14 protein-coding genes, 1 tRNA gene and 3 rRNA genes are annotated in these 25,763 nt (G+C 65.4%); 6 read left to right on the top strand and 12 right to left on the bottom strand.

Going from position 1 to position 25,763, the window contains the following annotated elements:
* Positions 1–75 precede the first annotated feature (75 nt).
* A tRNA-Thr gene (locus P9849_RS03130) sits at positions 76–152 on the bottom strand.
* 183 nt (positions 153–335) lie between these two features.
* Positions 336–1,241 (bottom strand): thioredoxin domain-containing protein, encoded by a 906-nt coding sequence (locus P9849_RS03125; protein ID WP_278268255.1) that lies wholly within the window; start codon positions 1,239–1,241, stop codon positions 336–338.
* Between the two features lie 218 nt (positions 1,242–1,459).
* Here P9849_RS03125 and P9849_RS03120 point away from each other — a divergent pair, with 218 nt between their 5' ends.
* The 5 genes from P9849_RS03120 (at position 1,460) to P9849_RS03100 (ending at position 8,293) form a co-directional block, all read left to right on the top strand.
* Complete coding sequence (locus P9849_RS03120; protein ID WP_278268253.1) at positions 1,460–2,962, top strand: trehalose-6-phosphate synthase; 1,503 nt, start codon at positions 1,460–1,462, stop codon at positions 2,960–2,962.
* Entirely contained in the window at positions 2,955–3,809 is an 855-nt protein-coding gene (gene otsB, locus P9849_RS03115; RefSeq protein ID WP_278268252.1) for a trehalose-phosphatase, read from the top strand. Before P9849_RS03120 ends, otsB begins: the two co-directional genes overlap by 8 nt.
* Before the next feature lie 164 nt (positions 3,810–3,973).
* A complete protein-coding gene (gene ugpC / locus P9849_RS03110) occupies positions 3,974–5,056 on the top strand; it encodes a sn-glycerol-3-phosphate ABC transporter ATP-binding protein UgpC (protein ID WP_066217483.1) in 1,083 nt (360 codons plus the stop codon).
* Between the two features lie 152 nt (positions 5,057–5,208).
* On the top strand, positions 5,209–6,825 hold the full coding sequence (locus P9849_RS03105) for a beta-N-acetylhexosaminidase (RefSeq protein WP_278268251.1): 1,617 nt from the start codon (positions 5,209–5,211) through the stop codon (positions 6,823–6,825).
* Positions 6,826–6,889: 64 nt separating this feature from the next.
* The gene (locus tag P9849_RS03100) at positions 6,890–8,293 is read left to right on the top strand and encodes a DUF4032 domain-containing protein (protein WP_278268250.1); all 1,404 of its coding nucleotides are present in this window, start codon (positions 6,890–6,892) and stop codon (positions 8,291–8,293) included.
* A gap of 156 nt (positions 8,294–8,449) precedes the next feature.
* Here P9849_RS03100 and P9849_RS03095 read toward each other — a convergent pair whose 3' ends face one another.
* From P9849_RS03095 to P9849_RS03085, 3 genes are read right to left on the bottom strand one after another with little or no spacing between them, the layout of a single operon-like run.
* Positions 8,450–9,634: an ABC transporter permease gene (locus tag P9849_RS03095; protein ID WP_278268249.1), complete on the bottom strand. Its 1,185-nt coding sequence runs from the start codon at positions 9,632–9,634 to the stop codon at positions 8,450–8,452.
* Positions 9,631–10,350, bottom strand: a complete 720-nt coding sequence (locus P9849_RS03090) for an ABC transporter ATP-binding protein (protein WP_278268248.1) — start codon at positions 10,348–10,350, stop codon at positions 9,631–9,633. The genes P9849_RS03095 and P9849_RS03090 overlap by 4 nt, the downstream gene beginning before the upstream one ends.
* Position 10,351: 1 nt before the next feature.
* Positions 10,352–11,593 carry a hypothetical protein gene (locus P9849_RS03085; RefSeq protein WP_278268247.1) on the bottom strand — a complete coding sequence of 414 codons (1,242 nt, stop codon included), beginning with the start codon at positions 11,591–11,593 and terminating at the stop codon, positions 10,352–10,354.
* 250 nt (positions 11,594–11,843) lie between these two features.
* On the opposite strand from P9849_RS03085, the gene P9849_RS03080 reads away from it, so the two are divergent.
* Complete coding sequence (locus P9849_RS03080) at positions 11,844–11,999, top strand: hypothetical protein (RefSeq protein ID WP_278268246.1); 156 nt, start codon at positions 11,844–11,846, stop codon at positions 11,997–11,999.
* Positions 12,000–12,168: 169 nt separating this feature from the next.
* On the opposite strand, the gene rrf is transcribed toward P9849_RS03080, so the two are convergent.
* The 7 genes from rrf to P9849_RS03050 form a co-directional block, all read right to left on the bottom strand.
* A 5S ribosomal RNA gene (gene rrf, locus P9849_RS03075) occupies positions 12,169–12,285 on the bottom strand.
* 226 nt (positions 12,286–12,511) lie between these two features.
* A 23S ribosomal RNA gene (locus P9849_RS03070) occupies positions 12,512–15,640 on the bottom strand.
* Positions 15,641–16,171: 531 nt separating this feature from the next.
* Positions 16,172–17,696 (bottom strand): 16S ribosomal RNA (locus P9849_RS03065).
* The 16S, 23S and 5S rRNA genes sit together here, the layout of an rRNA operon.
* A 449-nt stretch (positions 17,697–18,145) precedes the next feature.
* On the bottom strand, positions 18,146–20,359 hold the full coding sequence (gene glgB / locus P9849_RS16215) for a 1,4-alpha-glucan branching protein GlgB (protein ID WP_347567912.1): 2,214 nt from the start codon (positions 20,357–20,359) through the stop codon (positions 18,146–18,148).
* Positions 20,356–21,813: a phosphotransferase gene (locus P9849_RS16210; RefSeq protein WP_347567911.1), complete on the bottom strand. Its 1,458-nt coding sequence runs from the start codon at positions 21,811–21,813 to the stop codon at positions 20,356–20,358. The genes glgB and P9849_RS16210 overlap by 4 nt, the downstream gene beginning before the upstream one ends.
* Before the next feature lies 1 nt (position 21,814).
* On the bottom strand, positions 21,815–23,602 hold the full coding sequence (treS, locus tag P9849_RS03055; RefSeq protein WP_278268245.1) for a maltose alpha-D-glucosyltransferase: 1,788 nt from the start codon (positions 23,600–23,602) through the stop codon (positions 21,815–21,817).
* A complete protein-coding gene (locus P9849_RS03050) occupies positions 23,602–25,629 on the bottom strand; it encodes an alpha-1,4-glucan--maltose-1-phosphate maltosyltransferase (protein ID WP_278269076.1) in 2,028 nt (675 codons plus the stop codon). The genes treS and P9849_RS03050 overlap by 1 nt, the downstream gene beginning before the upstream one ends.
* Between the last annotated feature and the right edge of the window lie 134 nt (positions 25,630–25,763).

Raw genomic sequence — 25,763 nt, 5'->3', positions numbered from 1 at the left:
GATTCCGGACAAAAAAGTAGGCCCGCCCAGTTTCCTGGGCGGGCCTACTTCGTTGGATTTGCGCGGTAAATCTCGTGGAGCCCCCTGCCGGATTCGAACCGGCGACCCCCTGTTTACAAGACAGGTGCTCTGGCCAACTGAGCTAAGGAGGCAGACGCCGCGTGAAGCCACGGCAGCGCGGCTTAAAGCGTAGCCGAGAGCGGGAGGACTCCCCAAACGGGCGGCCCGGAAGCCGCACCGCGGCCCACCCGGGACAGCACGACGGCCCGCCACCTCTCAGGGTGACGGGCCGTCGTCGGGAACTCAGTCCGTCTCGAAGGACGGGAGCGCCGCAATTACTTCTTGGCGGTCTTCGCGGCGATCGCCTGGGTGATCATGTCCGGGAACTGAACGTTCGCGGAGTCGCCGACGCCGTACTGCTTGCCGTCCACGAAGATGGTCGGGGTGCCGTTCACGCCCACCGCGGTGGCCTCCATGGTGGCGACCTTCACGAACGGGCGGTACGTGCGCTCGTCCACGCAGGTGGCGATGTCCTTCGCGCCGACCTCTTGCGCGATCGACTTCAGCTGGTCATTGGTCAGACCGGCGCCGCCCTCGGCGGGCTGCTTGTCGAACAGGGCCTTGAAGTACGCCGGGTACTTGTCCGGGGACACGTTCAGGACACAGGCCGCTGCGGCGGCGGCACGGGAGGAGTAGTTGGTGGTCGAGCGAGAGTCGAGCAGACCGATCGGGCGGTACTCCACCGTGATCTTGCCGCTCTTCACGTTCTCGTCCAGGAGCGAGCCGTACGTGGTCTCGAAGTTCTTGCAGACGGGGCAGATGAAGTCGACGTAGGCGACCACCTTGACCGGCTTGCCGGCTTCCGCCTCGACACCCGGGGCCTTCGCAGAGGCGCCCTGGCTCGGCGCGGCCGTCGGCTGAGCAGGCAGCGTCGCGGTGTTGACCTGAGCCGCCGTCTGAGCGGCCACGCCGTCCTTCGTCAGGATCACGCCGCCGTGGATGTTGGCGTTGGCGGGGGTGCTGCCGGAGTCCGGGATGGGCGCGTTGTTCGCGTTGTTGGCCATGATGGCCCAGATGACGATCGCGACCACGAGCACGGCGGCGACCACCACACCCCAGATGAGCAGAAGCTTGTTCCGCTTCTCCTTCTTCACCTGCTGTTCACGGATGATGCGGGCCTGCTCACGGGCCTGCGCGGTACGTTCGGCCTTGCTGGGGCGCGGTTCATTAGAAGGGCTCATGCTTCCTCAGGGGGATAGTGGGCCTCGGGGCCCTGGGCTACCTCATTCAGCACGATTTTAGGCCAGATGTCTGGGAAACCGCTGGTCGGCGACACGAGCGGACCTTGGAACCGGCCGTCCGCCCCTCAGCTGACCCGCACGGTCACACATCCACCCCGCACCCGACGTGCGACTAGGCTGGAAGCAGGAATCGAGAAGCCAACCTCTGAGGGGGCGCCGTGCACGCCGAGGACAACAGCAGTACCGCGGGGGAATCCTCGCGTCAGTTCGATTTTGTGGTGGTGGCCAACCGCCTGCCCGTGGACCGTGTGGTGGACGACGACGGCGGCGCGCACTGGCGCCGCTCCCCCGGCGGCCTCGTGACGGCCCTCGCCCCGGTCATGCAGGGCGCTGATGGCGCCTGGGTCGGGTGGCATGGCGCACCGGACGAGACGGTGGAACCCTTCACCCACGGGGACACGGACATCGTCCCGGTCGCCCTGAGCACCGAGGACGTGGAGCTCTACTACGAGGGCTTCTCCAACGCGACCCTCTGGCCGCTCTACCACGACGTCACGGCCCGCCCCGAGTTCCACCGCACCTGGTGGGACTCCTACCGCCGGGTGAACCGCCGCTTCGCCGAGGCCACCGCCAAGGTGGCCGCTCCGGGCGCGACGGTCTGGGTGCAGGACTACCAGCTCCAGCTCGTCCCGCGGCTGCTCCGGCAGATCCGCCCGGACGTGACGATCGGCTTCTTCAACCACATCCCGTTCCCGCCGCCGGAGATCTTCGCCCAGCTGCCCTGGCGCCGTGAGGTCCTCGAAGGCCTCCTGGGCGCCGATCTGCTCGGCTTCCAGCGCACGAGCGACGCACGGAACTTCGTCCGCGCCGCGCTCCGCCTGACCGGCGCCTCCTCGGCGCGAGTGACGGTGGAGGGCAAGCCGCAGACCGGCAAGTCCCAGTCCCTCATGGTCGACCCGGGCCTCCCCACCGCGCACCTCTGCGTGGCCGAGGCGTTCCCCATCTCGATCGACGTGGGCCAGATCGAGGCGCTCGCCAAGGATCCCGCCGTCGTGGACCGGGCCCGCCAGATCCGGCACGAACTCGGCAACCCGCGGACGGTCCTCCTGGGCGTGGACCGGCTGGACTACACCAAGGGCATCCGCCACCGCCTCAAAGCGTTCGAAGAACTCCTCGCGGACGGGGACCTCACCGTGGAGGAGGCATGCCTCATCCAGGTGGCCAGCCCCAGCCGCGAGCGCGTGGATCAGTACCGCCGGCTCCGTGAGGAGATCGAGGGCACGGTGGGCCACATCAACGGCGCCTTCGACACCCTGGGCCGCACCGCGGTCCGCTATCTGCACCACAGCTACCCGGTCGAGGAGATGGTGGCGCTGTACCTCGCGGCGGACGTCATGCTCGTCACGGCGCTGCGGGACGGCATGAACCTGGTGGCCAAGGAGTACGTGACGGCCCGCGTCGACAACACCGGCGCCCTGGTCCTGTCCGAGTTCACCGGCGCGGCGGATCAGCTCAAGCAGGCCTTCCTGGTCAACCCCCACGACATCGACGGGCTCAAGTCGGCCATCCTCGCGGCCACGACCGTGTCCCGCCCGGACGCGGCCCGCCGGATGCGGTCCATGCGCCGACAGGTCTTCACCCACGACGTCCAGGGCTGGTCCACGGCCTTCCTGGACCGGCTGTCCGACCTCACGCGGGCGGAGGGCCACCGGCATGAGTGAGCCCATCTGGCCCGAGCAGACGCGCGGCAGCCTGAACGCGGAGCTGCGCCGCGCCGTCGAGCATCTGGCCGACGCCCCGCAGCTGCTCGTGGCCCTGGACTTCGACGGCACCCTCTCCCCTCTGGTCGCTCACGCCGACGAGGCGCGCCCCCTCCCCCGCGCGGCCGCGGCGTTCCGCCGCCTCTCTTCGCTGGAGAGCACGACGACGGCGCTCGTCTCCGGCCGCTCCCTCGCGAGTCTGCGGGCCGTGGCTCAGCCCACGCCGGACACCCTGCTGGTCGGCAGCCATGGCGCGGAGGTCTGGCTCGGCGCCGGGAGCGCGGGCCTGGTGCTGGACCCGGCCCAGCAGGCCCTGCTGGAGAAGGTCCACCAGGTGCTCGAGGAGGTCGCCCAGGTGGCGCCCGGCTGCTGGGTGGAGGAGAAGCCGGCCGGCGCCGTGCTGCACACCCGCCAGGCCACGGTGGAGGACGCCGTGGACGCCGAGGCCGCGGCCCGTCATCTGCTCGAACGCGAGCAGGGCGTGCACCTCATGTCGGGCAAGCGCGTCCTGGAGGCGTCCGTGGTCCGCTCCTCGAAGGGCGAGGCCCTGGACTTCCTCCGCACGGTGCTCGGCCCGGTCACCGTGCTCTACGCCGGGGATGACACCACGGACGAGACCGCCTTCGCCCGCCTCGACACCAACCCCGGACTGCCCCACCCCGATCTGGGGGTGAAGGTCGGCGAGGACTTCACCGCCGCGCAGTTCCGCGTGCCCTCCCCCGAGGGGGTGGCGGACCTGCTGGAGATCCTGTTCAGCCACCGTTCACGTCATCAGGGAGACAAAGGTCACAACGATCTGCCATACTGAGGATGTGATGTGGCGCACATTACCGTGCGGCATCGCCTGAGTGCGGGATCCACGTGGCAGGGCTAGGCCCGGCCGAAGGACCCCGCACTTTCATGACAACTGAATACTCACCATTCACTACGGATCGTTCGGCACGTACCTGCCGATGAAGGGACACGATAACTGTGGCTACAGTTACCTATGACAACGCAACCCGGCTGTACCCGGGGACCAACAAGCCCGCCGTTGACAAGCTCAACATCCAGATCGAAGATGGCGAATTCCTCGTTCTGGTCGGCCCGTCCGGCTGTGGCAAGTCCACCTCCCTGCGCATGCTCGCAGGCCTTGAGGATGTGAACTCCGGCCGGATCCTGATCGGCGACCGTGACGTCACCGACGTCCCGCCGAAGGACCGTGACATCGCGATGGTGTTCCAGAACTACGCGCTGTACCCGCACATGACCGTGGCGGACAACATGGGCTTCGCCCTGAAGATCGCCGGTGTGCCGAAGGAAGAGCGCATGACCCGCGTTCGCGAGGCCGCCAAGCTCCTCGACCTCGAGCAGTACCTGGACCGCAAGCCGAAGGCCCTCTCCGGTGGTCAGCGTCAGCGTGTCGCCATGGGCCGCGCCATCGTGCGTAACCCGCAGGTGTTCCTCATGGATGAGCCGCTCTCCAACCTGGATGCCAAGCTCCGTGTCCAGACCCGTACCCAGATCGCGTCCCTGACCCGTCGTCTCGGCGTCACCACGGTCTACGTGACCCACGACCAGACCGAAGCCATGACCATGGGTGACCGTGTGGCAGTGCTCAAGGACGGCCTGCTGCAGCAGATCGACACCCCGCGCAACCTGTACGACCGCCCGAACAACGTCTTCGTCGCCGGCTTCATCGGCTCCCCGGCCATGAACCTGCTGGAACTGCCCGTCGTCGGTGACGGCGTCCAGTTCGGCGGCACCGTGTACCCCGTCCCGCACAGCGTCCTCGAGGACGCCACCGGCAAGACGGTCACCCTGGGTGTCCGTCCGGAGGACCTGGAGACCGCTCCCGAGGGCGAGGGCCTGCAGGTCGAGGCCGACGTCGTCGAGGAGCTCGGCGCCGACGCCTACGTCTACGGCCACACCACGCTGGACGGCAAGCGCCATGACATCACGGCACGCGTCGACGGCCGCCGTCCCCCGCTGAAGGGCGACACCATCTGGGTCCGCCCGCAGCAGGGCCACGTGCACCTGTTCGACACCAAGACCGGCGAGCGCCTGGGCGACTAGTCCTCGGATCGCTGACTCGACGGTTCTCTGAACCCTCAGCCTCGACGGCCCGTTCCTCACGGAACGGGCCGTCTTTGGTACATCCTCTTCGGCGTCTCTTCGTGGCGCCCGCCAGCAAGTCCTCCACTCCAGCGACCCTGTCAGGAGCACTCGTGTCATCTCAGCACCTCATCACCCCCGCACCCCGTTCCACCGTCACCGCCGACGGCACCCTCGTCCTCACGTCCGCTACCCAGGTGGTCGCGGGCCCCGGCGCCGAAGCCGTGGCCGGGGCCTTCGCCGGCTGGCTCCGTGCCGGCACCGGCTGGGCCGTCCCCGTCCTCACCGCCGCGACCGGCGGGCCGGTCATCAGCTTCGGGATCGACTCCGCCCACCCCGACGGGAGTGAGGCCTACACCCTGACCGTGGACGACGACGGCGTGCGGCTGAGTGCCGCACACGCCACGGGCCTGTTCCACGCGTCGTCGTCGCTGCGGCAGCTGCTGCCCGCCGCCCTGGAATCCGGCTACACCGCGACGCCGGCCGAAGACATCCCGCTCGGCCACGTCGAAGTCCGGGACGCTCCCCGTTTCGCGTACCGCGGCATCATGCTGGACGTGGCCCGCAGCTACTACCCGATCGACGAGATCCGCCGGCTGATCGACGTCATGACCCGGTTCAAGTACAACGTGCTCCACCTGCACCTGGCCGACGACCAGTCCTGGCGCATCGAGCTGGACACCCCGGAGGACAACCCCACCGGCATCGACTTCACCGAGCTCGCGCGCATCGGCAAGGACGGGGCGGTGAACCGTGAGGGCTGGGGCCTCGGCCCGGGCCGCACCGGGTATTACACCAAGGACGACTACCGCCTGATCGTGGCCTACGCGGCCGAGCGATTCGTCACAGTGGTCCCGGAATTCGACGTGCCGGGTCACGTGAACTCCGCGCTGGCCGCGATCCCGGAGCTGAACCCGGACGGGATCGCCACGAGCCCCACCGCCACGGGCGAGGTGGGTTTCTCCACCCTGTACAACGACAATCCGCTCACCCGCCCGTTCGTGGCCGAGGTGTTCCGGCAGCTGGCGGAGCTGACGCCCGGCCCGTACCTCCACCTCGGCGGCGACGAGGCCCTGGTCACCTCCAAGGAGGACTTCGTGGCCATGGTGACCGACTTCGCTGCGTCCGTGGCGGCCACCGGCAAGACGGTGATGGGCTGGAACGAGTACGCCCAGGCCGAGCTGCCCTCCGGCGCCGTCATCCAGTACTGGGACGGTGACCTGGAGCCCACGCTGCGTCAGGTCCGGGAGAACGCGGCCCGCGTGGTCATGTCCCCCGGCAAGGGCAGCTACCTGGACCAGAAGTACGTGGAATCGGACCCGATCGGCCTCAAGTGGGCGGCCATGGGCGACTGGGACCTCTACTACGGCTGGGATCCGGTCCGCGACGGGCTCGAGGAGGACCAGGTGCTGGGCGTCGAGGCGCCGCTCTGGAGCGAGACCATCCGGAGCCTGGACGAGGCCCACTGGCTGATCTACCCGCGGGCCATCGCTCTCGCGGAGACGGCCTGGAGCCAAGCCGCGGCGAAGGATGCGCCGGAGTTCGCCTCCCGCCTGGGCCGGCTGGGTGAGCGTCTCGTGGCGCTCGGCGTGACCTTCCGGCCCAGCCCGGACATCGAGTGGAACGCCACTCCGCGCGATCCGTTCGAAGGGGTCGATCTCTCCGCAGTCACCGCGCTGCCGGAGAACGCCGGCGTCGCGGGTGCTGCCGGCGTCGCCGCCGCGGAGTGATCCGCACGGAGTAAACCTCCCTGGCCCTTCACGGGGCCCGGTGAGCTTAAGGGAAGATGGAACCATGAGTGAGAACACGCCCTCCAACGGGGCACAGTGGCACGACGAGCCCACCGACTACGATCAGGTGGGAAAGCTGCCCCGTGCCGAGGCGGCGAGCGTGGACGAGGCGCCCTCGGGGCCCGTCGGCTCTCTGAACATCACCGCGGCCAGTGCGGACCCTGAGCTGCTGGACCTGCCATGGCACATCGCCCTGGAGGAGTGGCCGCAGGCGAACCTCGCGGCCCTCCCCCGCGGCATCTCCCGCCACGTGGTGCGGTTCGCCCACCTGGGCGGCACGGTGATCGCCATCAAGGAGACCAGCGAGCACGTGGCGCGCCACGAGTACCACATGCTCCGCAAGCTGGCCCGGCTGGACGTCCCGGCCGTGGAACCGGTGGCCGTGATCACCGGCCGCACCACCCCCGACGGGCGGCCCCTCAACCCCTGCCTGGTGACCCGGCATCTGAAGTTCTCCATGCCGTACCGGGCGCTCTTCTCCCAGATGCTCCGCAAGGACACCCTGACGCGCCTCATCGACGCCCTGGCGCTGCTCCTGGTCCGGCTTCACCTCGTGGGGTTCTACTGGGGCGACGTGTCCCTCTCGAACACCCTGTTCCGCCGCGACGCGGGCGCGTTCGCCGCCTACCTCGTGGACGCGGAGACCGGCGAGCTGTACCCGGACCTGTCCACCGGCCAGCGCGAGTACGACCTCGAGATCGCCCGCGTCAACATCGCCGGTGAGCTCATGGACCTGCTGGACGGCGAACTGATCGACGAGCTCGTGGACCCCGTGGCCACGAGCGAGCGGATCATGGAGTCCTACCGCCGGCTCTGGGACGAGCTGACGGCCAAGGAGTCCTTCGAGCTGGGCGAACGCTGGCGCGTGGGCGCCCGCATCCGCCGCCTGAACGAGCTGGGCTTCGATGTGGAGGAATACGCCATCAAGACGACGGCGGACGGCTCCACCATCCAGCTGCAGCCGAAAGTGGTCGACGCCGGTCACCACCAGCGGCGCCTGCTGCGCCTCACCGGCCTGGACGCTCAGGAGAACCAGGCCCGCCGGCTCCTGAACGACATGGACGCCTACCGGGCCGACAACTACCCCGGCCAGGACGAGGAGATCAGCGCCCACGCCTGGGTCTCCCAGGTCTTCGAGCCGATCGTCCGCTCGATCCCGCGCGAGCTCTCCGGCAAGCTGGAACCGGCCGAAGTGGTCCACGAGGTCCTCGAGCACCGCTGGTACATGACGGAGAAGCGCAATCAGCACGTCCCCATGGCGGAGGCCCTGCAGTCCTACATCGACGACGTGCTGCGTCACCGGCGGGACGAGGCCACCTTGCTCCTGAACCCGGACACCGACCTGATCAAGGTCCTGGAGGCCGGCGTCATCAAGGCGGACGACGACGATGAGGACTACGAGGACTGATCGCGCGGTCGTCGGAGTATCAGCCTGCGGACGCGGTTCCGGGAACGACCCGGAACTGAAGTGGCCCGGCCGTGTTAACACGGCCGGGCCACTGCGTTTCCGCTGTTCAGAGCGCTGACTCCCCGCTTCAGATGACCTCGTCCGCGCGGCGTTCTCTCAGAACCGGATGGCGTCGATGACCTTCACCCTGATGGCGATGAGCGCGGGGATCGCCCCGGCGAGTGCGCCCACCACGATGGCGGCGCCCATGCCGATCAGGGCGGCTCCCAGGGGGAAGGGCGGATAGGCGTCCAGTCCCGGTGCGAGGTTCGACTCCACCCAGGGATTCTTCACCACGGCGACGGCGAGCATGACACCCAGCAGCCCCGCGACGGTCGTCGCGACCAGGGACTCCATCATGACCCCCACGAAGATCCGGCCGGACGTGGCCCCGAAGCTCCGCCGGATGCCGATCTCCCGGACGCGGTACTTCACCGTCACCAGCGCCACGGTGAGCATGCCCAGGGCGCCCAGCAGCAGGATCACCGCCGCCACTCCTGCCACGGCCCATTGCAACGACGCCAGGGGGTCGCCGTACGCCAGGTAATCCATCCGGTGCACTGAGGCGGCGGCCCCGGGAAGTTGCGCCCCCAGATCGGCTTCCAGAGCCTGCCGGAGCTGATCCGCCTGGGACGGGTCCACCCACACCCGGTACTCCGGACGCTCGTCTCCCATGCCGGGCCTCTTCCCGTCGCCGCTGAGGAGATACGCCGACGGCGGCTCCTCCGGCCATTGGGACCGTGCCACCCCCACGACCACGGCGCTCTGCGCGCCGTTCTGGTAGAGCGTCACGCCCGGCCGCCGGGACAGCGGCGGGGAACCCAACTGCCTCCACGCGTTCTCATTGACGATCACCGCCGGCGCCAGCCGCTGCGCGTCGTCGGCCGTGAACCAGCGGCCGTGCACCACCGTGGTGCGGAGGATCGTGGCATACGCGGGATCCACCACGGTCGCCTCAATCGGCTCGACGCCCCGCGGGAACTGGACGCTCAGCTGACCGTGAGAGATCCGGGAGACCTTGTCCAGCCTGTAGCGCTCCGTCATCTTTTTCATGAGGGGGTCACTCTGCGACGCCGCGACCTGGCCCGATTCCGCGTAGAAGCTCACGCTCAGAGTGGCCCCACGTCCCCCAGTCCGTTCGGCCTGATCCTTCATCCCTTCCCGGACCGCATCGCCCATCCCGAGGACACCGGTCAGAGCCGCGACGGAAGCTGCGACGCCGATCAAGGAGAGCAGCACCCTGACCTTGTGGACACGGAGTTCATGCCAGGCCTCGAGGATGGCCGCCAGCAACGAGGTCATGCCGTCACCAGCCCTTCCTCGGGCGCCACATTCTCGTCCCCGGAGAGAACCCCGGCGTCCAAGTGCAGTCGCCAGGCCGAACGGTCCGCCACGGCGCGGTCGTGCGTGATCGTCACGAGCGCGGCCGAGGTCTCCTCGGCGACCTCCTCCAGCAGGCTCATGACGGATTGCCCGGTCTCGACGTCGAGCGCACCTGTCGGTTCATCGGCGAGGATGAGGCGCGGGCGGCGCACCAGGGCCCTGGCGATCGCCACGCGCTGCTGCTCACCGCCCGAAAGCCGCACGGGCTTCACGTCGGCACGGGCGGCCAGTCCCACCCGGTCCAAGAGCCGCAGGGCCAGTTCGCGGCGGCGCCAGAAGGACCGCCCCGACGCGTAGTACAACGGCGTCATGACGTTCTCCAGGGCGGTGCGCTCCGGCAGGAGGTTGAACTGCTGAAACACGAATCCCACGCTCTCCCCGCGGATCCGGGCCCGGCGGGCTTCGCTCATACGCTGCGCCGGGAGACCCAGGAACTCGAGCTCACCGCTCGTCGGGACATCGAGCAGTCCCAGGAGATTGAGCAGCGTCGACTTCCCCCCTCCCGACCGCCCGACGACGGCGAGACGGTCGCCTTCGTGGAGGTCCAGTGAGATGCCTTTGAGAATGTGGAGCTCGGTGTCATCGGGCAGCGTCACCGACTTGGTGACCTCCCGCAGGCTGACCAGCAGACTCATCTCAGCCGCCCATCGGGCTGAAGCCGGCAGGAGCTGAGCCGGGACCACCCTGCCCCTGTGGGGAGGGCACCCCGGGCAGGAACTCAAGGATCTGCTCGCCCTCCTTAAGGCCCTTGGTGACCTGGACCTGCACACCGTCACTCAAACCGAGCGACACCTTGCGCTCGACGAATCCCGCGGGTGTCACGGACGTGCCGCCAGCGGCCGCCAGCGGGCCGTTCTTTGCAGCACCGCCTTGCCCGGGATTCCCCCGGTCTGGATCCCCCTCGAGCGCGGTGCCCTTCCCTGCCGTGCCGTCACCCGGTTCCGTCGACCTCACCCAGACCGTTCCTTCCTGGAAACTGCCCTTCACCGCGGTCAACGGCACCGTCAGGACGTTCTCCGCCACCCCGGCGGTCAGCTTGAGAGTGGCCCCGAGGCCGGGGAACACCTTCACTGCGGACGGCACAGGACAGGAGACCGTTCCCGTCGCCGCGGCACCTCCGTCAGATGACCCCGTCCCCGGACCGGGACCTTGCTGAGCGGGTGCACCCCCACTCGTGCCAGTGGAGTCGGCCGGCTTCGACGCGCCGCCGCCCGTGACGTGTCCCAGCGAGATGTCCGAACAGGTGAACGGAGCAGGACCGCCTGTCACAGTGACCTCGGCCTTCGCCGGCCGGTCGAGCAGCCGGTACTGCTGCTGAGCATCAAGGGAGCCGGAGACACTGAAGGTTCCCGGTTCCACCGCACCCACGTTCTCGCCCACGGAGACCTGCTGTCCCAGCAACGCGGTGAAATCCTTGAGGACGCCGGCGGACGGGGCCAGAACGTCCAGGTAGTCGTACTGTGGCGCTGCCGGTTTGGCGGGGACCGCGGCGGAGTCCTTGCCCTGAGCCGACTCACCGGCGCCGGAAGAGTCGGCAGCGTCGGCAGGAGCCTCACGAACCCTGCGGACCTGGAACAAGGGGCTACCCTGAGCCACGGGCTTTCCGGCTGAGATGTACAGGAACACCACCGTGCCGGCTTCCGTGCTCCGCACGGGGATGGCAGGGTCTGCCTGAACCGAACCTTTCACCTCGACGACATTCGTCACCGTCGCCCGGCCGGCCGGAACCACCGGCGCCTCGAAGCCGACCTCGGGAGCTGACACCTGTTCAGCACCGCGCACCCCATCGACGAAGGCGATCTTGACGAGTGATGCCGCGATCACGGCCCCGAGCACCAGCCATAGAGATGGCAGAACGGCACGCCGGAAGAATTTCATATTGCCCCCAATACTCATGATGAGCCACCTCAGACTGTGGCCTCCGGCACAGTCTATCCAGCGACCAAACGATCGTCTTGTCACAGGAGCACGGCCTCCCTGGAGCAGGAGCGCGCCCCTCAGGGTGAAGAGTGCTGCGCCTGCCATGTCAATGGCCGCTGAGGGTAAGAGAAGAGCCCCGTGACCGTAAGCCTTAGCCGTGGCCTGGCATTTGCTGGATGGCCCGCGACGCCGGCGCTTGCGTGAGCGGTTGGGCGTTGGGGCAGAGGAGTGGGAGCGCGGAGCCGGCTGGGCGTTCCAGCAGGCGATGGGCCTGGTCTGGTACTACCGGGAGTCGAATCCGGACATGAGCGAGCTGGGCCGGAGCACGCTGGATCGGCTGCTCGGGCGTGGAGACGGTGGCTGACTGCCGGGGGTGTGCCCTTAAAGACGAACAGCCCCGTGCTGGTTGGCTGGGGGCTGATGCTCGTGGTTGGTGGTTAAACGCGAACTGCCCCCTGTGTGTGGGGGGCTGTTTGGTTGTTAATGCAGTGATGGCCCGGGCGTCGTTGCCTGGGCCATCTCTGTGTGGTTGTGTCCGGCGGTGTCCTACTCTCCCACACCCTCGCGAGTGCAGTACCATCGGCGCTGTGGGTCTTAGCTTCCGGGTTCGGAATGGGACCGGGCGTTTCCCCCACGCTATGACCGCCGTAACTCTTTCAAACACCCCACCCGTGGTGGGGGTTGGTTTGTAAGGGTCACTGGATCGTTTCCGTGACACGCAACACCAATCCATTGATTCCCCGTAGGGGTGGTGGTGTTGCTGTATTTAGTTATGTCTGGTTCCCTCGGAACAAACTGGTGGGTTTGTTGTTTGGGGACCGCATGGTGGACGCGTAGCACAGTTTTTTCACTCCACACCCGTATGGGGTGTGGTGTGTGGTCAGGTTGTCGGCTTATTAGTACCGGTCAGCTTCACAGGTCGTTAGTCCCTGCTTCCACGTCCGGCCTATCAACCCAGTGGTCTGCTGGGAGCCTCTCGACCCCGAAGGGTCATGGAAATCTTATCTTGAAGCGGGCTTCCCGCTTAGATGCTTTCAGCGGTTATCCCATCCGAACGTAGCCAATCAGCGGTGCACTTGGCAGTACAACTGACACACCAGAGGTTCGTCCGTCCCGGTCCTCTCGTACTAAGGACAGCCCTTCTCAAATTTCCTGCGCGCGCAGCGGATAGGGACCGAACTGTCTCACGACGTTCTAAACCCAGCTCGCGTACCGCTTTAATGGGCGAACAGCCCAACCCTTGGGACCTACTCCAGCCCCAGGATGCGACGAGCCGACATCGAGGTGCCAAACCATGCCGTCGATATGGACTCTTGGGCAAGATCAGCCTGTTATCCCCGAGGTACCTTTTATCCGTTGAGCGACGGCCATTCCACAATGTACCGCCGGATCACTAGTCCCGACTTTCGTCCCTGCTCGAGATGTCTCTCTCACAGTCAAGCTCCCTTGTGCACTTACACTCGACACCTGATTGCCAACCAGGCTGAGGGAACCTTTGGGCGCCTCCGTTACTTTTTAGGAGGCAACCGCCCCAGTTAAACTACCCATCAGGCACTGTCCCTGACCCAGATCATGGGCCGAAGTTAGATGTCCAAAGTGACCAGAGTGGTATTTCAACGATGACTCCACGAACACTGGCGTGTCCGCTTCACAGTCTCCCACCTATCCTACACAAGCCACTCCGAACACCAATACCAAACTATAGTAAAGGTCTCGGGGTCTTTCCGTCCTGCTGCGCGTAACGAGCATCTTTACTCGTAGTGCAATTTCGCCGAGTTCATGGTTGAGACAGTAGGGAAGTCGTTACTCCATTCGTGCAGGTCGGAACTTACCCGACAAGGAATTTCGCTACCTTAGGATGGTTATAGTTACCACCGCCGTTTACTGGGGCTTAAATTCCCGGCTTCACACCAAAGGTGTTGACCGGTCCTCTTAACCTTCCAGCACCGGGCAGGAGTCAGTCCGTATACATCGTCTTGCGACTTCGCACGGACCTGTGTTTTTAGTAAACAGTCGCTTCCCCCTGGTCTCTGCGGCCCTTATCCGCTCCGAGGAGCAAGTCCTCTTCACAGTCCGGGCCCCCCTTCTCCCGAAGTTACGGGGGCATTTTGCCGAGTTCCTTAACCATGATTCTCTCGATCGCCTTAGTATTCTCTACCTGATCACCTGTGTCGGTTTCGGGTACGGGCGGCTGGAACCTCGCGTCGATGCTTTTCTCGGCAGCATAGGATCACTGAATCCCCCACAAGGTGGGGTCCCATCACGTCTCAGCCTTATATGCTCCCCGGATTTGCCTAGGGAACGGCCTACCTGCTTAGACCGGGACTACCATCGCCCGGCTCAGCTACCTTCCTGCGTCACACCTGTTAATACGCTTACCTCCCCCGATCAGTTCCCAGCCTCACCACACACCACTTGCCCGAAGGCTCCTGGAGGCGGATTGGGTGGTTAGTATCCCGGGCTCAGTATGGGCGGTTCTTCGCCGGTACGGGAATATCAACCCGTTGTCCATCGACTACGCCTGTCGGCCTCGCCTTAGGTCCCGACTCACCCAGGGCAGATTAGCTTGACCCTGGAACCCTTGATCATCCGGCGGACGGGTTTCTCACCCGTCTTTCGCTACTCATGCCTGCATTCTCACTCGTGTGGTCTCCACCACTGGTTTACACCGCGGCTTCACCGTCCACACGACGCTCCCCTACCACTCCAGACGACTGAACCACGAAGGCTTGTCTACTATCTGAAATCCACGACTTCGGCGGTGTACTTGAGCCCCGCTACATTGTCGGCGCGGAATCACTTGACCAGTGAGCTATTACGCACTCTTTCAAGGGTGGCTGCTTCTAAGCCAACCTCCTGGTTGTCTAAGCAACTCCACATCCTTTCCCACTTAGCACACGCTTAGGGGCCTTAGTCGGTGGTCTGGGCTGTTTCCCTCTCGACCATGAAGCTTATCCCCCACGGTCTCACTGCTGCGCTCTCACTTACCGGCATTCGGAGTTTGGCTGACGTCAGTAACCTTGTAGGGCCCATCGGCCATCCAGTAGCTCTACCTCCGGCAAGAAACACGCAACGCTGCACCTAAATGCATTTCGGGGAGAACCAGCTATCACGAAGTTTGATTGGCCTTTCACCCCTACCCACAGCTCATCCCCTCCATTTTCAACTGAAGTGGGTTCGGTCCTCCACGACGTCTTACCGTCGCTTCAACCTGGCCATGGGTAGATCACTTCGCTTCGGGTCTAGATCACGCCACTCAAACGCCCTATTCAGACTCGCTTTCGCTACGGCTTCCCCACACGGGTTAACCTCGCGACGTAACACTAACTCGCAGGCTCATTCTTCAAAAGGCACGCCATCACAGGTACAAGCCTGCTCTGACGGATTGTAGGCACACGGTTTCAGGTACTATTTCACTCCCCTCCCGGGGTACTTTTCACCTTTCCCTCACGGTACTGGTCCGCTATCGGTCATTAGGTAGTATTTAGGCTTATCAGGTGGTCCTGACAGATTCACACGGGATTTCTCGGGCCCCGTGCTACTCGGGTATCATCCCTCGAGCGGTGCATCAACGCGACAATTACGGGACTCTCACCCTCTATGGTCGACCATCCCAGGCCGTTCATCTACGCCAGCACATTCACACCCGACCAGGTCAGTGACCCTGGTACGGAACAACCCCACAACCCCGACCATGCAACGCCCACTGGCTATCACACATGGACCGGTTTAGCCTGATCCGCTTTCGCTCGCCACTACTCACGGAATCACATGTTGTTTTCTCTTCCTGCGGGTACTGAGATGTTTCACTTCCCCGCGTTCCCTCCACACAGCCTATGCGTTCAGCTGCGGGTGACTACCCATAACAGGCAGCCGGGTTTCCCCATTCGGACATCCTGGGATCAAAGTTCGGTTATCAACTCCCCCAGGCTTTTCGCAGATTCCCACGTCCTTCATCGGCTCCTAATGCCAAGGCATTCACCGTGCGCCCTTAAAAACTTGGCCACACAAAAACCAAGACAAACACCACAACCCACACAACCCCCCAAAAGAAGGGCCACCCAGGCCATGACGCTCGCCTTATAAGATGCTCGCGTCCACTATGCAGTTCTCAAACAACAACCCCACACCCCCATCCAACACACCCAACCGGGCACGCCTTCCAGAAGCAGGGCAACCAAACGAAACAACAACCACCACACACCCCCAAAGGAGACATGCGACGGGCCTGTTGCTTCAGGACCCAACAGTGTGTCAACAACCCCAGCACCACCACAACACCACACCCGTTCCAACCAACCGTCACCGGCCGGCGTACTAAAACGCAGCATCACAGCACCCGTGCAGGAACCGCACCCCCAGCCAACGGGCCCCCTTGTTTCACAGGAACCCACCAACCATCACGAGGATGTGTTTCTTCGATATTCCACCCATGAGCACCACACCCCAGGAACGAACGCCCTGGCAGGCGGGTTCTACACTCAACCACCACCACAACCCATGCAGGAAGCGGCCATGATCTCGTTTGCTCCTTAGAAAGGAGGTGATCCAGCCGCACCTTCCGGTACGGCTACCTTGTTACGACTTAGTCCCAATCGCCAGTCCCACCTTCGACAGCTCCCTCCCACAAGGGGTTAGGCCACCGGCTTCGGGTGTTACCAACTTTCGTGACTTGACGGGCGGTGTGTACAAGGCCCGGGAACGTATTCACCGCAGCGTTGCTGATCTGCGATTACTAGCGACTCCAACTTCATGGGGTCGAGTTGCAGACCCCAATCCGAACTGAGACCGGCTTTTTGGGATTAGCTCCACCTCACAGTATCGCAACCCTTTGTACCGGCCATTGTAGCATGCGTGAAGCCCAAGACATAAGGGGCATGATGATTTGACGTCGTCCCCACCTTCCTCCGAGTTGACCCCGGCAGTCTCCCATGAGTCCCCGCCATTACGCGCTGGCAACATGGAACGAGGGTTGCGCTCGTTGCGGGACTTAACCCAACATCTCACGACACGAGCTGACGACAACCATGCACCACCTGTGAACCAGCCCCGAAGGGAAACACCATCTCTGATGCGATCCAGTCCATGTCAAGCCTTGGTAAGGTTCTTCGCGTTGCATCGAATTAATCCGCATGCTCCGCCGCTTGTGCGGGCCCCCGTCAATTCCTTTGAGTTTTAGCCTTGCGGCCGTACTCCCCAGGCGGGGCACTTAATGCGTTAGCTACGGCGCGGAAAACGTGGAATGTCCCCCACACCTAGTGCCCAACGTTTACGGCATGGACTACCAGGGTATCTAATCCTGTTCGCTCCCCATGCTTTCGCTCCTCAGCGTCAGTTAATGCCCAGAGACCTGCCTTCGCCATCGGTGTTCCTCCTGATATCTGCGCATTTCACCGCTACACCAGGAATTCCAGTCTCCCCTACATCACTCAAGTCTGCCCGTACCCACTGCAGAACCAGGGTTGAGCCCTGGCCTTTCACAGCAGACGCGACAAACCGCCTACGAGCTCTTTACGCCCAATAATTCCGGATAACGCTTGCGCCCTACGTATTACCGCGGCTGCTGGCACGTAGTTAGCCGGCGCTTCTTCTGCAGGTACCGTCACTTTCGCTTCTTCCCTACTGAAAGAGGTTTACAACCCGAAGGCCGTCATCCCTCACGCGGCGTCGCTGCATCAGGCTTTCGCCCATTGTGCAATATTCCCCACTGCTGCCTCCCGTAGGAGTCTGGGCCGTGTCTCAGTCCCAGTGTGGCCGGTCACCCTCTCAGGCCGGCTACCCGTCGTCGCCTTGGTGAGCCATTACCTCACCAACAAGCTGATAGGCCGCGAGTCCATCCAAAACCACAAAAGCTTTCCACCACCAACCCATGCGGGCAATGGTCGTATCCGGTATTAGACCCAGTTTCCCAGGCTTATCCCAGAGTCAAGGGCAGGTTACTCACGTGTTACTCACCCGTTCGCCACTAATCCACCCAGCAAGCTAGGCTTCATCGTTCGACTTGCATGTGTTAAGCACGCCGCCAGCGTTCATCCTGAGCCAGGATCAAACTCTCCAAAAAGAAATTCAAAACCCAGCAAACACCAATCCACCACAGGGGCGGCAAGATCGGTGATTACCAAAAAAACATTGGTATCAAAAAAACATGACACACTATTGAGTTCTCAAACAACAGACTGCTTTCGGATCTCCAAGCCGGCTTGTTAGCCCTGCTTGCCGTTCCCGAAGCAACTTTTCAAGCTTAGCACCCCGAATTCCTCGGTGCAAATCGCTCAACTTCTCACAATTTCTTGGTGAATGTTGTGCGATCCGCGGCGTGTCCGGTTGACTCCCTCAGAAGCTTTCCTTCGCTGCGGTGCGGGTATCAACTCTACCACCGTTCGGCGGCCATGCCAACTCTCGGCGCCGAAGGCTCTTCGCACCACGGCGTGAGGCCCGGAATCCGCATGATTCCGGGCCTCACGCCGTGGTGCTGGTCGTCGGGGAGGATCCTTCCGGCCCTCGATCCGCTCAGGACAGTTTTGTGAAGTACACCGCACCCAGCGGCGGGAGGGTCACCTTCGCCGAGGCGGGCTGGCCATCCCACGGTCCGTTGTCCGCCACCACGGTTCCGCCATTGGTGACCCCGGACCCACCGAACTCGTGGGCGTCCGTATTGAGGATCTCCACCCACTCGCCGTCGGAAGGGAAGCCGAGCGGGTAGTCGTGGTGCGGCGCTCCCCCGAAGTTGACCGCACACACCAGTTCCTCGCCGTCGGCGCTGATGCGGATGAAGCTGAGAACGTTCCGGTCGGCGTCGCCGCCATTGATCCAGCGGTAACCCTCCCCCGTGTTGTCCTGCTCCCACAGGGCCGGCGTGTCCTGGTAGATCGCGTTGAGCTGCTTGACGAGGAGCTGGACACCGCGGTGATCCGGGCCGTCGGCGAGCCACCAGTCCAGCCCGTGCTGCTCGCTCCATTCGGCTTCCTGGCCGAACTCGGTGCCCATGAAGATCAGCTGCTTGCCCGGATGGGCCCACTGATACGCCAGGAACGCGCGCAGATTGGCGAGCTGCTGCCAGCGGTCACCGGGCATCTTGCGAAGCATGGATCCCTTGCCGTGGACCACTTCGTCGTGGCTGATCGGCAGGAGGAAGTTCTCCGTGAACGCATAGACCAGGGAGAAGGTGATCGTGTTGTGGTGCCAGCGCCGGTTGACCGGGTCCTCGGCGATGTACGCCAGGGAATCGTGCATCCAGCCCATGTTCCACTTGAGGCCGAAGCCCAGGCCGCCCTGGGAGGTGGGCGCCGTGACGCCCGGGAACGCGGTCGACTCCTCCGCGATCGTCATGGCACCGGGATTGCGCTTGTAGACCGTCGCGTTGGTCTCCTGCAGGAAGCTGATGGCGTCCAGGTTCTCGCGGCCGCCGAACTGATTAGGCACCCACTGTCCCTCTTCACGGGAGTAATCCAGGTACAGCATCGAGGCCACGGCGTCGACACGGAGGGCGTCCACGTGGAACTCCTCGAGCCAGTACAGCGCGTTGGCCACGAGGAAGTTCCGGACCTCCTTGCGGCCGAAGTTGAAGATGTACGTGCCCCAGTCCGGGTGCTCCCCCAGACGGGGATCGGCGTGCTCGTACAGCGGTTCGCCGTCGAAGCGGGCCAGGGCCCACTCGTCCTTGGGGAAATGAGCGGGGACCCAGTCCATGATCACGCCGATGCCGGCCTGGTGCAGCGCGTCCACGAGGAAGCGGAATTCGTCGGGATGCCCGAAACGGGAGGTCGGAGCGTAGTAGGACGTGACCTGGTAGCCCCAGGAGCCGCCGAAGGGGTGCTCCGCCACCGGCATGAACTCCACATGGGTGAAGCCGAGCCACTGGACGTACTCGACCAGCTCTCGCGCCAGCTCGCGGTAGCTCAGACCCAGACGCCAGGAGCCGAGGTGGACTTCGTAGACACTCATGGGCGAATTGTGCGGATCGCGCGCCGCACGGGCGGCCATCCACTCCTGGTCCTTGAACTCGTAGGAGCGCTCCACCACCACGGACGCGGTCATCGGCGGGACCTCGGTCCCGAAGGCCAGCGGATCCGCCTTCTCCACCCAGTGGCCGTGCCGCGTGCGCAGGGCGAACTTGTAGCGGGTGCCCGGCCCGAGGCCCGGGATGAAGAGCTCCCACACGCCGCTCGAACCGAGGGACCGCATCGAGTGCTGACGTCCGTCCCAGGAGTTGAAGTCGCCGATGACCCGCACGGCCTGAGCGTTCGGGGCCCAGACGGCGAACGAGACGCCGGTGACCTCGCCCATCACGGAGCTGTAGCGCTGCACCCGGGCGCCGAGCACGGTCCAGAGCGTCTCGTGACGGCCCTCCTGCAGGAGGTGGAGATCCAGCTCGCCCAGTGTCGGCAGGTAGCGGTACGGCTCATCGACCACGACGGGCTCGGCGTTCTCGTAGGCGACCTCGATCCGGTAGTCCGGCACGTGCGCCCCGTCGGGCGAGACGTAGGTGCCTACCCAGACGCCGAAGCCCTCGTGATGCAGGGGGATCCGCGCGTCGTCGGCGAGGATGACCGTCACCGCCTCCGCGAGGTGCTTGACGGTGCGGAAGGTGACCACGCCGCGGTCATCCAGATGGGCGCCGAGCACGGAGTGCGGTGCGTGATGTTCACCATGAGCCACCTGGCCCAGCGTGGCCTGATCGATCGGCAAGGGAGCCGGCGCAGCGGCTTCCGGGGTGGGGGTCATGGTTTCCCTTTCGCGTCGGGACCTGCGAGTTCGTCCAGCGTCGCGCGCGCCGCGCTGACCGGGATGTCCAGCCAGCCGGGGCGGTTGCTCTGCTCGTAACGGACCTCGTACAGGGCCTTGTCCAGCCACAATGCCATGAAAAGGGGAGAACGCTGGTCAATCCTCCCGGGCACCACACTCGAATAACCCTCCAGGAAGGCCGCCGAGCACTCGGCCACCCACCCGTCGGCGACGTCGGCTCCCGCCACCTGGCGCTGAGCGGCGCCGGCGGCGTAGTCCAGGGAACGGAGCAGCCCGACCACGTCCCGCAAGGGCAGGTCCGGAAGCGCCCGCTCGGAGACGGGCCGGAGCGGCTCGCCCTCGAAGTCCAGGAAGATCCAGCGGTCGGCCCCGGCGGCGGGCGCCTGCACGGTGAGGATCTGCCCCAGATGCAGATCACCGTGGATCCGCTGCGGCTGCGCCGGCACCGCGGACAGCGAGGTGAGCAGTGCCTCGATCTCGGCGTCGTACGGCCCGACGACGGCGCGCACCTGCGCCCAGCTGTCCCGCACCCTCGCGGCCAGCCGGCTCAGCACGCCCTCCGGCGCAGTCGACACCGGCAGCCCTTCGGCGAGACGGCGGTGAATCCGGGCCGTTCCCTGCCCGATGGCGTGCGCCTGCCGAGCGAAGGACTCACCCCGGGCGGCAGCGTCCAGTGCAGCTCCCCACGCGTCGGAACCGCCCGGGAGGAACTCGTGGATCACCGCCAGATCGGCCTGGTAGGCCTCACTCCGGTCCTGCCAGTGGGCCTCCAGCCAGCCGAGCGTGGCCGGAACGTCCTGGGTGCCGAGCCGCGTCAGGACGGCACCGAGCTCGACCTCGGGATTCTGACCGTTGGAAAGCGTCCGGAAGAACTTCACGATCATGCCGCGTCCCTGTGCGTTGAGCACGATGGACGTGTTCGACTGCTCGCTCCGCATGGGATCCATCGAGAACAACGGGTCCGACAACGCGATGCTCTTGGCGGCGTCGGGGCCGCGACGGGCCTGGATGCCGGCGTGCACGCCCGGGTTCTCCGAATGGGCGTTCAGCGAGGCGCTGGCCAGGACCTCGTCCAGGTACTCGCGGCGCTGCGGGGCGTCGTAGACGTTCCATGGCCCCGGCGCCGCGGGCGAGCCGTCCTCGCCGCCGGCGGAGGAGACGGCGCCGATGAACCCCGCGCCGTCGTCGGACGCCTGGTCGGCGGACCGGAGGAACAGCAGCGGAACCTGCAGGAGCGTCACCACCGGCGACCCCTGGGCAGCGGGATACTCGAGGCGCAGGACCCTGACCTCGGAATGCCGGTCCGGCCGCGAGACGCCGGGAAGCACGGCGGCCACGGACATCGTGACCACGCTCCCCTTGGCGGGGAACCACCGTTGCTGCGGAAGCCAGTGCTCCAGCAGTCCCATGAGCTCGTCGGCGGGGGCGGTCATGTCACACGCCCTGGGGCACGATCGGGATGGCGGTGGTCTGCATCCCCGGCGCCGCCGTGCGGAACCGGAGCCAGAAGTAGCCGTTGCCGGACAGCGTGAGTCCGAGCGTGCCGTCGTCGGCCACGCTGGGGAACGGCTGTCCGCCGAAGATGTCCCGCAGGCCGCGCCCCGCGAATTCCGGCAGATCCAGCACGGCGGCCACCGGGTTCTGGGACAGGTTGAAGACACACAGCAGCGTCTCTGGCTGGGCTCCTTCCGGATTGTCCGGGAGCACTTCGCGGCGGTACGCGAGCACCGACTCATGGTTGGCCGGAACGTGGTGGAAGGCGCCGAGGCCGAAGGCCGGGTGAGCCTTACGGACCGCCAGGATCTGCCGGGTCCACCGCAGCAGCGACCCCGAGTGGGCCGCTTCCGCTTCCACATTCGCCATGCCGTAGTGGTACACGAGCGACTGGATGACCGGCAGGTACAGCTTGCCGGGGTCGGCGATCGAGAAGCCGGCGTTGCGGTCCGGCGTCCACTGCATCGGCGTCCTGACGGCGTCGCGGTCCTGGAGCCAGATGTTGTCCCCCATGCCGATCTCGTCCCCGTAGTACAGGAAGGGCGATCCCGGCAGGCTCAGGAGCAGCGCGTTGATCAGCTCGATCTCGGCCCGCGAATTGTCCAGGAGAGGCGCCAGACGACGCCGGATGCCGACGTTCGCGCGCATCCGCGGGTCCGGGGCGTACCAGCCGAGCATCGCGGAGCGCTCCTCCGCGGTCACCATCTCCAGCGTCAGCTCGTCGTGGTTGCGCAGGAACGTGCCCCACTGGGTGCCCGCCGGAATGGCCGGTGTGTCCTTCATCGATTCCACGATCGGGGCCGCCAGCTGGTCCCGCAGGGCGAAATACAGCCGCGGCATGATCGGGAAATGGAAGCACATGTGGCATTCCGGAGCCTCCTCCGTGCCGAAATACTCCACCACCTCGTGCGGGGGCTGATTGGCCTCCGCGATGATGATCCGGCCGGGATATTCACGGTCCACCATGGCGCGCAGATCCCGCAGGAATTCATGCGTTCCGGGCAGGTTCTCGCAATTGGTGCCGTCTTCTTCGAAAAGATACGGAATGGCGTCCGCTCGGAACCCGTCCACCCCGTGATCCAGCCAGAAACGCACCACGTCGTAAATGGCCTCGATGACGGCGGGATTCTCGAAATTCAGATCCGGCTGGTGGCTGAAGAAACGGTGCCAGAAGAATTGCCGCCGGATGGGATCGAACGTCCAGTTCGATTCCTCCGTGTCGATGAAGATGATCCGGGCATCCTGGTATTTCTCGTCCGTGTCACTCCACACGTAGAAATCACCGTACGGACCGCTCGGGTCACGCCGGGATTCCTGGAACCAGTGGTGCTGGTCCGAGGTGTGGTTGAGGGGCAGGTCGATGATGACGCGCATGCCTCGCGCGTGTGCCTCACCCACCAGTCGCTGGAAGTCGTTGATGGTCCCGAACTCGTCCAGCACGGCCTTGTAATCCGAGATGTCATAGCCGCCGTCCCGGAGCGGGGACTGGAAGAAGGGCGGGAGCCAGAGACAGTCGATGCCGAGCCACTGCAGGTAATCCAGCCGGTCGATGAGACCGTTCAAGTCACCCGAGCCATCGCCGTTCGAGTCCGCGAAGGCGCGCACCAGAACCTCGTAGAACACCGCTTTGCGGAACCACTGGGGGTCGTGGGCGAGGCCCGGGGCGTTGGTGTCGAAACGGTCCCGGCTGGCGATCCCGTTGCTGGCGGACGGCAGGCTGAAAGTCATCAGACTCCTCGGCGGATGTGCAGGATGTGTGCAGGTTCGACGTGCGGGTCCAGCCGGACGTAGTTGTGCTCGCCCCACTCCCAGCTCTGGCCGCTGATCAGGTCATCGACGCGGAATCCGTGGGAGGCGGTCCAGTCCTGAGGATCGAGCTCGAGCGCGGCGAGATCCAGGGAGACGGTGCACTCGCGGGTGCCGTGCGGGTCCACGTTCACCACCACGATCAGGGTGTCCTTGGAACCGTCCGGCAGCGTCTTGTGCTTGGAGAAGACCACCGTGGAGTCATCCGAGGACTGGTGGACCGTGAGGTTCTGCAGGTCCCCCAGCGCCGGGTGACCGCGCCGGATGTGGTTCAGACGCGTGAGGTACGGCGCCAGCGAGCGCCCTGCGGCCTCGGCCGCCTCCCAATCGCGGTCCTTGTACTCATACTTCTCGTTGTCGATGTACTCCTCGGCGCCCGGGCGGGCCACGTGCTCGAAGAGCTCATACCCGGCGTAGACACCCCAGAGCGGGCTGCCCATGGAGGCCAGCACGGCACGGATCTTGAACGCCGCCGGACCGCCGTACTGCAGGTACTGCGTGAGGATGTCCGGGGTGTTCACGAAGAAGTTCGGGCGGAAGAACGGCGCGGACTCGCGGGAGACCTCCGTGAAGTACTCCTCCACTTCCTCCTTGGTGTTCCGCCAGGTGAAGTAGCTGTACGACTGCTGGAAGCCGGCCCGGCCGAGCGCGTGCATCATGGCAGGCCGGGTGAAGGCCTCGGCCAGGAAGACCACCTCGGGGTGCTTCTTGTTCACGCGGCCGATCAGCCACTCCCAGAACCACACGGGCTTGGTGTGCGGGTTGTCCACGCGGAAGATCTTCACGCCGTGGCTGATCCACAGCTGGACGATGCGGAGGATCTCCTTGCTGAGGCCCGCCGGGTCGTTGTCGAAGTTCAGCGGGTAGATGTCCTGGTACTTCTTCGGCGGGTTCTCGGCGTACGCGATGCTGCCGTCCACGCGGCGGGTGAACCACTCGGGGTTGCTCTGCACCCAGGGGTGGTCGGGGCTCGCCTGGAGCGCGAGGTCCAGCGCGATCTCCAGCCCCTGAGCCTCGGCCTCCGCCACGAAGGCGTCGAAGTCCTCGAAAGTGCCGAGGTCCGGGTGGATCGCGTCGTGGCCGCCCTCGGCCGCACCGATGGCCCACGGCGAACCGGGGTCACCCGGTCCTGCCACGAGCGTGTTGTTGGGACCCTTCCGATGAGCGTGGCCGATCGGATGGATGGGCGGCAGGTACAGCACGTCGAAGCCCATGGCGGCGACGCCGGGCAAACGGTCGGCGGCCGTGCGGAAGTTCCCGGAGGTCCACTCCCCCGTGACCGGGTCGCGCTTGGCGCCCTCGGACCGCGGGAAGAATTCGTACCAGGAGCCCTGGCCCGCGGCGGCGCGCTCCACGCGGATCGGATACTCCTCCGACTCAGTCACCAGTTCGCGGATCGGCTGACGCTCAACGGCGCCGGCCACGGCGTCCGAGAAGCCGGCCCCGAGACGCTCCTCGACGGTCAGCCGGGAGTCCGCGAGCGCTTCGGCGGCACGGCGGAGGGTGCGGCGGTCCGCGGCGGTGCGCTTGGCGTCGTCGTCGGCGGCCTGAGCGAGCAATGCGGCGCCCTCGGCGAGCATGAGTTCCACGTCCACGCCCGCGGCGACCTTGATCTCCGCGTTGTGGTGCCAGGTGCCGTACCGGTCATGCCAGGCCTCGATGAGGAAGGTCCAGGCGCCCGTGGCGGTCGGCGTGAAGACGCCCTCCCACAGATCGGTGCCGAGCCCACGCTCACCCCGGGCCGGGTGGAGACGGACGGTCTCCCGGACCTTGCCCTTGGGATCCTTCAGGACGGCGGTGACGCCCAGCTGGTCGTGCCCCTCACGGAACACGGTGGCGCTCACCACGAGGCCCTGGCCCGGAACGGCCTTGGCCGGGAAGCGTCCGCCCTCGACGCTCGGCTGCACATTCGTGATGGGGAACCTGCCGAATCGCAGGCCGCTCGGGATCCCGCTGGGCGCGGGGAGCTCGGAAGTGGACTTGGCTCGGCTGGCGCTTCGTTTGGTGCTGCTCACACGCACGACGTTAGTCCGGACCAGGGCCAATTGCTAAGGGTCAATTGAAAGAAACCGCCGTCACGCGT

The organism is Arthrobacter sp. Y-9, from assembly GCF_029690065.1.
GTDB lineage: Bacteria > Actinomycetota > Actinomycetes > Actinomycetales > Micrococcaceae > Arthrobacter_E.
Note: the sequence above shows the minus strand (reverse complement) of the source record. Positions and strands in the feature narration are given on the sequence as shown.

What these genes read in the sequence shown, in the direction of transcription:
- P9849_RS03095 (WP_278268249.1), bottom strand. Translation starts at nt 9,634, where the DNA reads ATGACCTCGTTGCTGGCGGCCATCCTCGAGGCCTGGCATGAACTCCGT.
- treS (WP_278268245.1), bottom strand. Translation starts at nt 23,602, where the DNA reads ATGACTTTCAGCCTGCCGTCCGCCAGCAACGGGATCGCCAGCCGGGAC.
- P9849_RS03090 (WP_278268248.1), bottom strand. Translation starts at nt 10,350, where the DNA reads ATGAGTCTGCTGGTCAGCCTGCGGGAGGTCACCAAGTCGGTGACGCTG.
- glgB (WP_347567912.1), bottom strand. Translation starts at nt 20,359, where the DNA reads ATGACCCCCACCCCGGAAGCCGCTGCGCCGGCTCCCTTGCCGATCGAT.
- P9849_RS03125 (WP_278268255.1), bottom strand. Translation starts at nt 1,241, where the DNA reads ATGAGCCCTTCTAATGAACCGCGCCCCAGCAAGGCCGAACGTACCGCG.
- P9849_RS03085 (WP_278268247.1), bottom strand. Translation starts at nt 11,593, where the DNA reads ATGAAATTCTTCCGGCGTGCCGTTCTGCCATCTCTATGGCTGGTGCTC.
- P9849_RS16210 (WP_347567911.1), bottom strand. Translation starts at nt 21,813, where the DNA reads ATGACCGCCCCCGCCGACGAGCTCATGGGACTGCTGGAGCACTGGCTT.
- otsB (WP_278268252.1), top strand. Translation starts at nt 2,955, where the DNA reads ATGAGTGAGCCCATCTGGCCCGAGCAGACGCGCGGCAGCCTGAACGCG.
- P9849_RS03100 (WP_278268250.1), top strand. Translation starts at nt 6,890, where the DNA reads ATGAGTGAGAACACGCCCTCCAACGGGGCACAGTGGCACGACGAGCCC.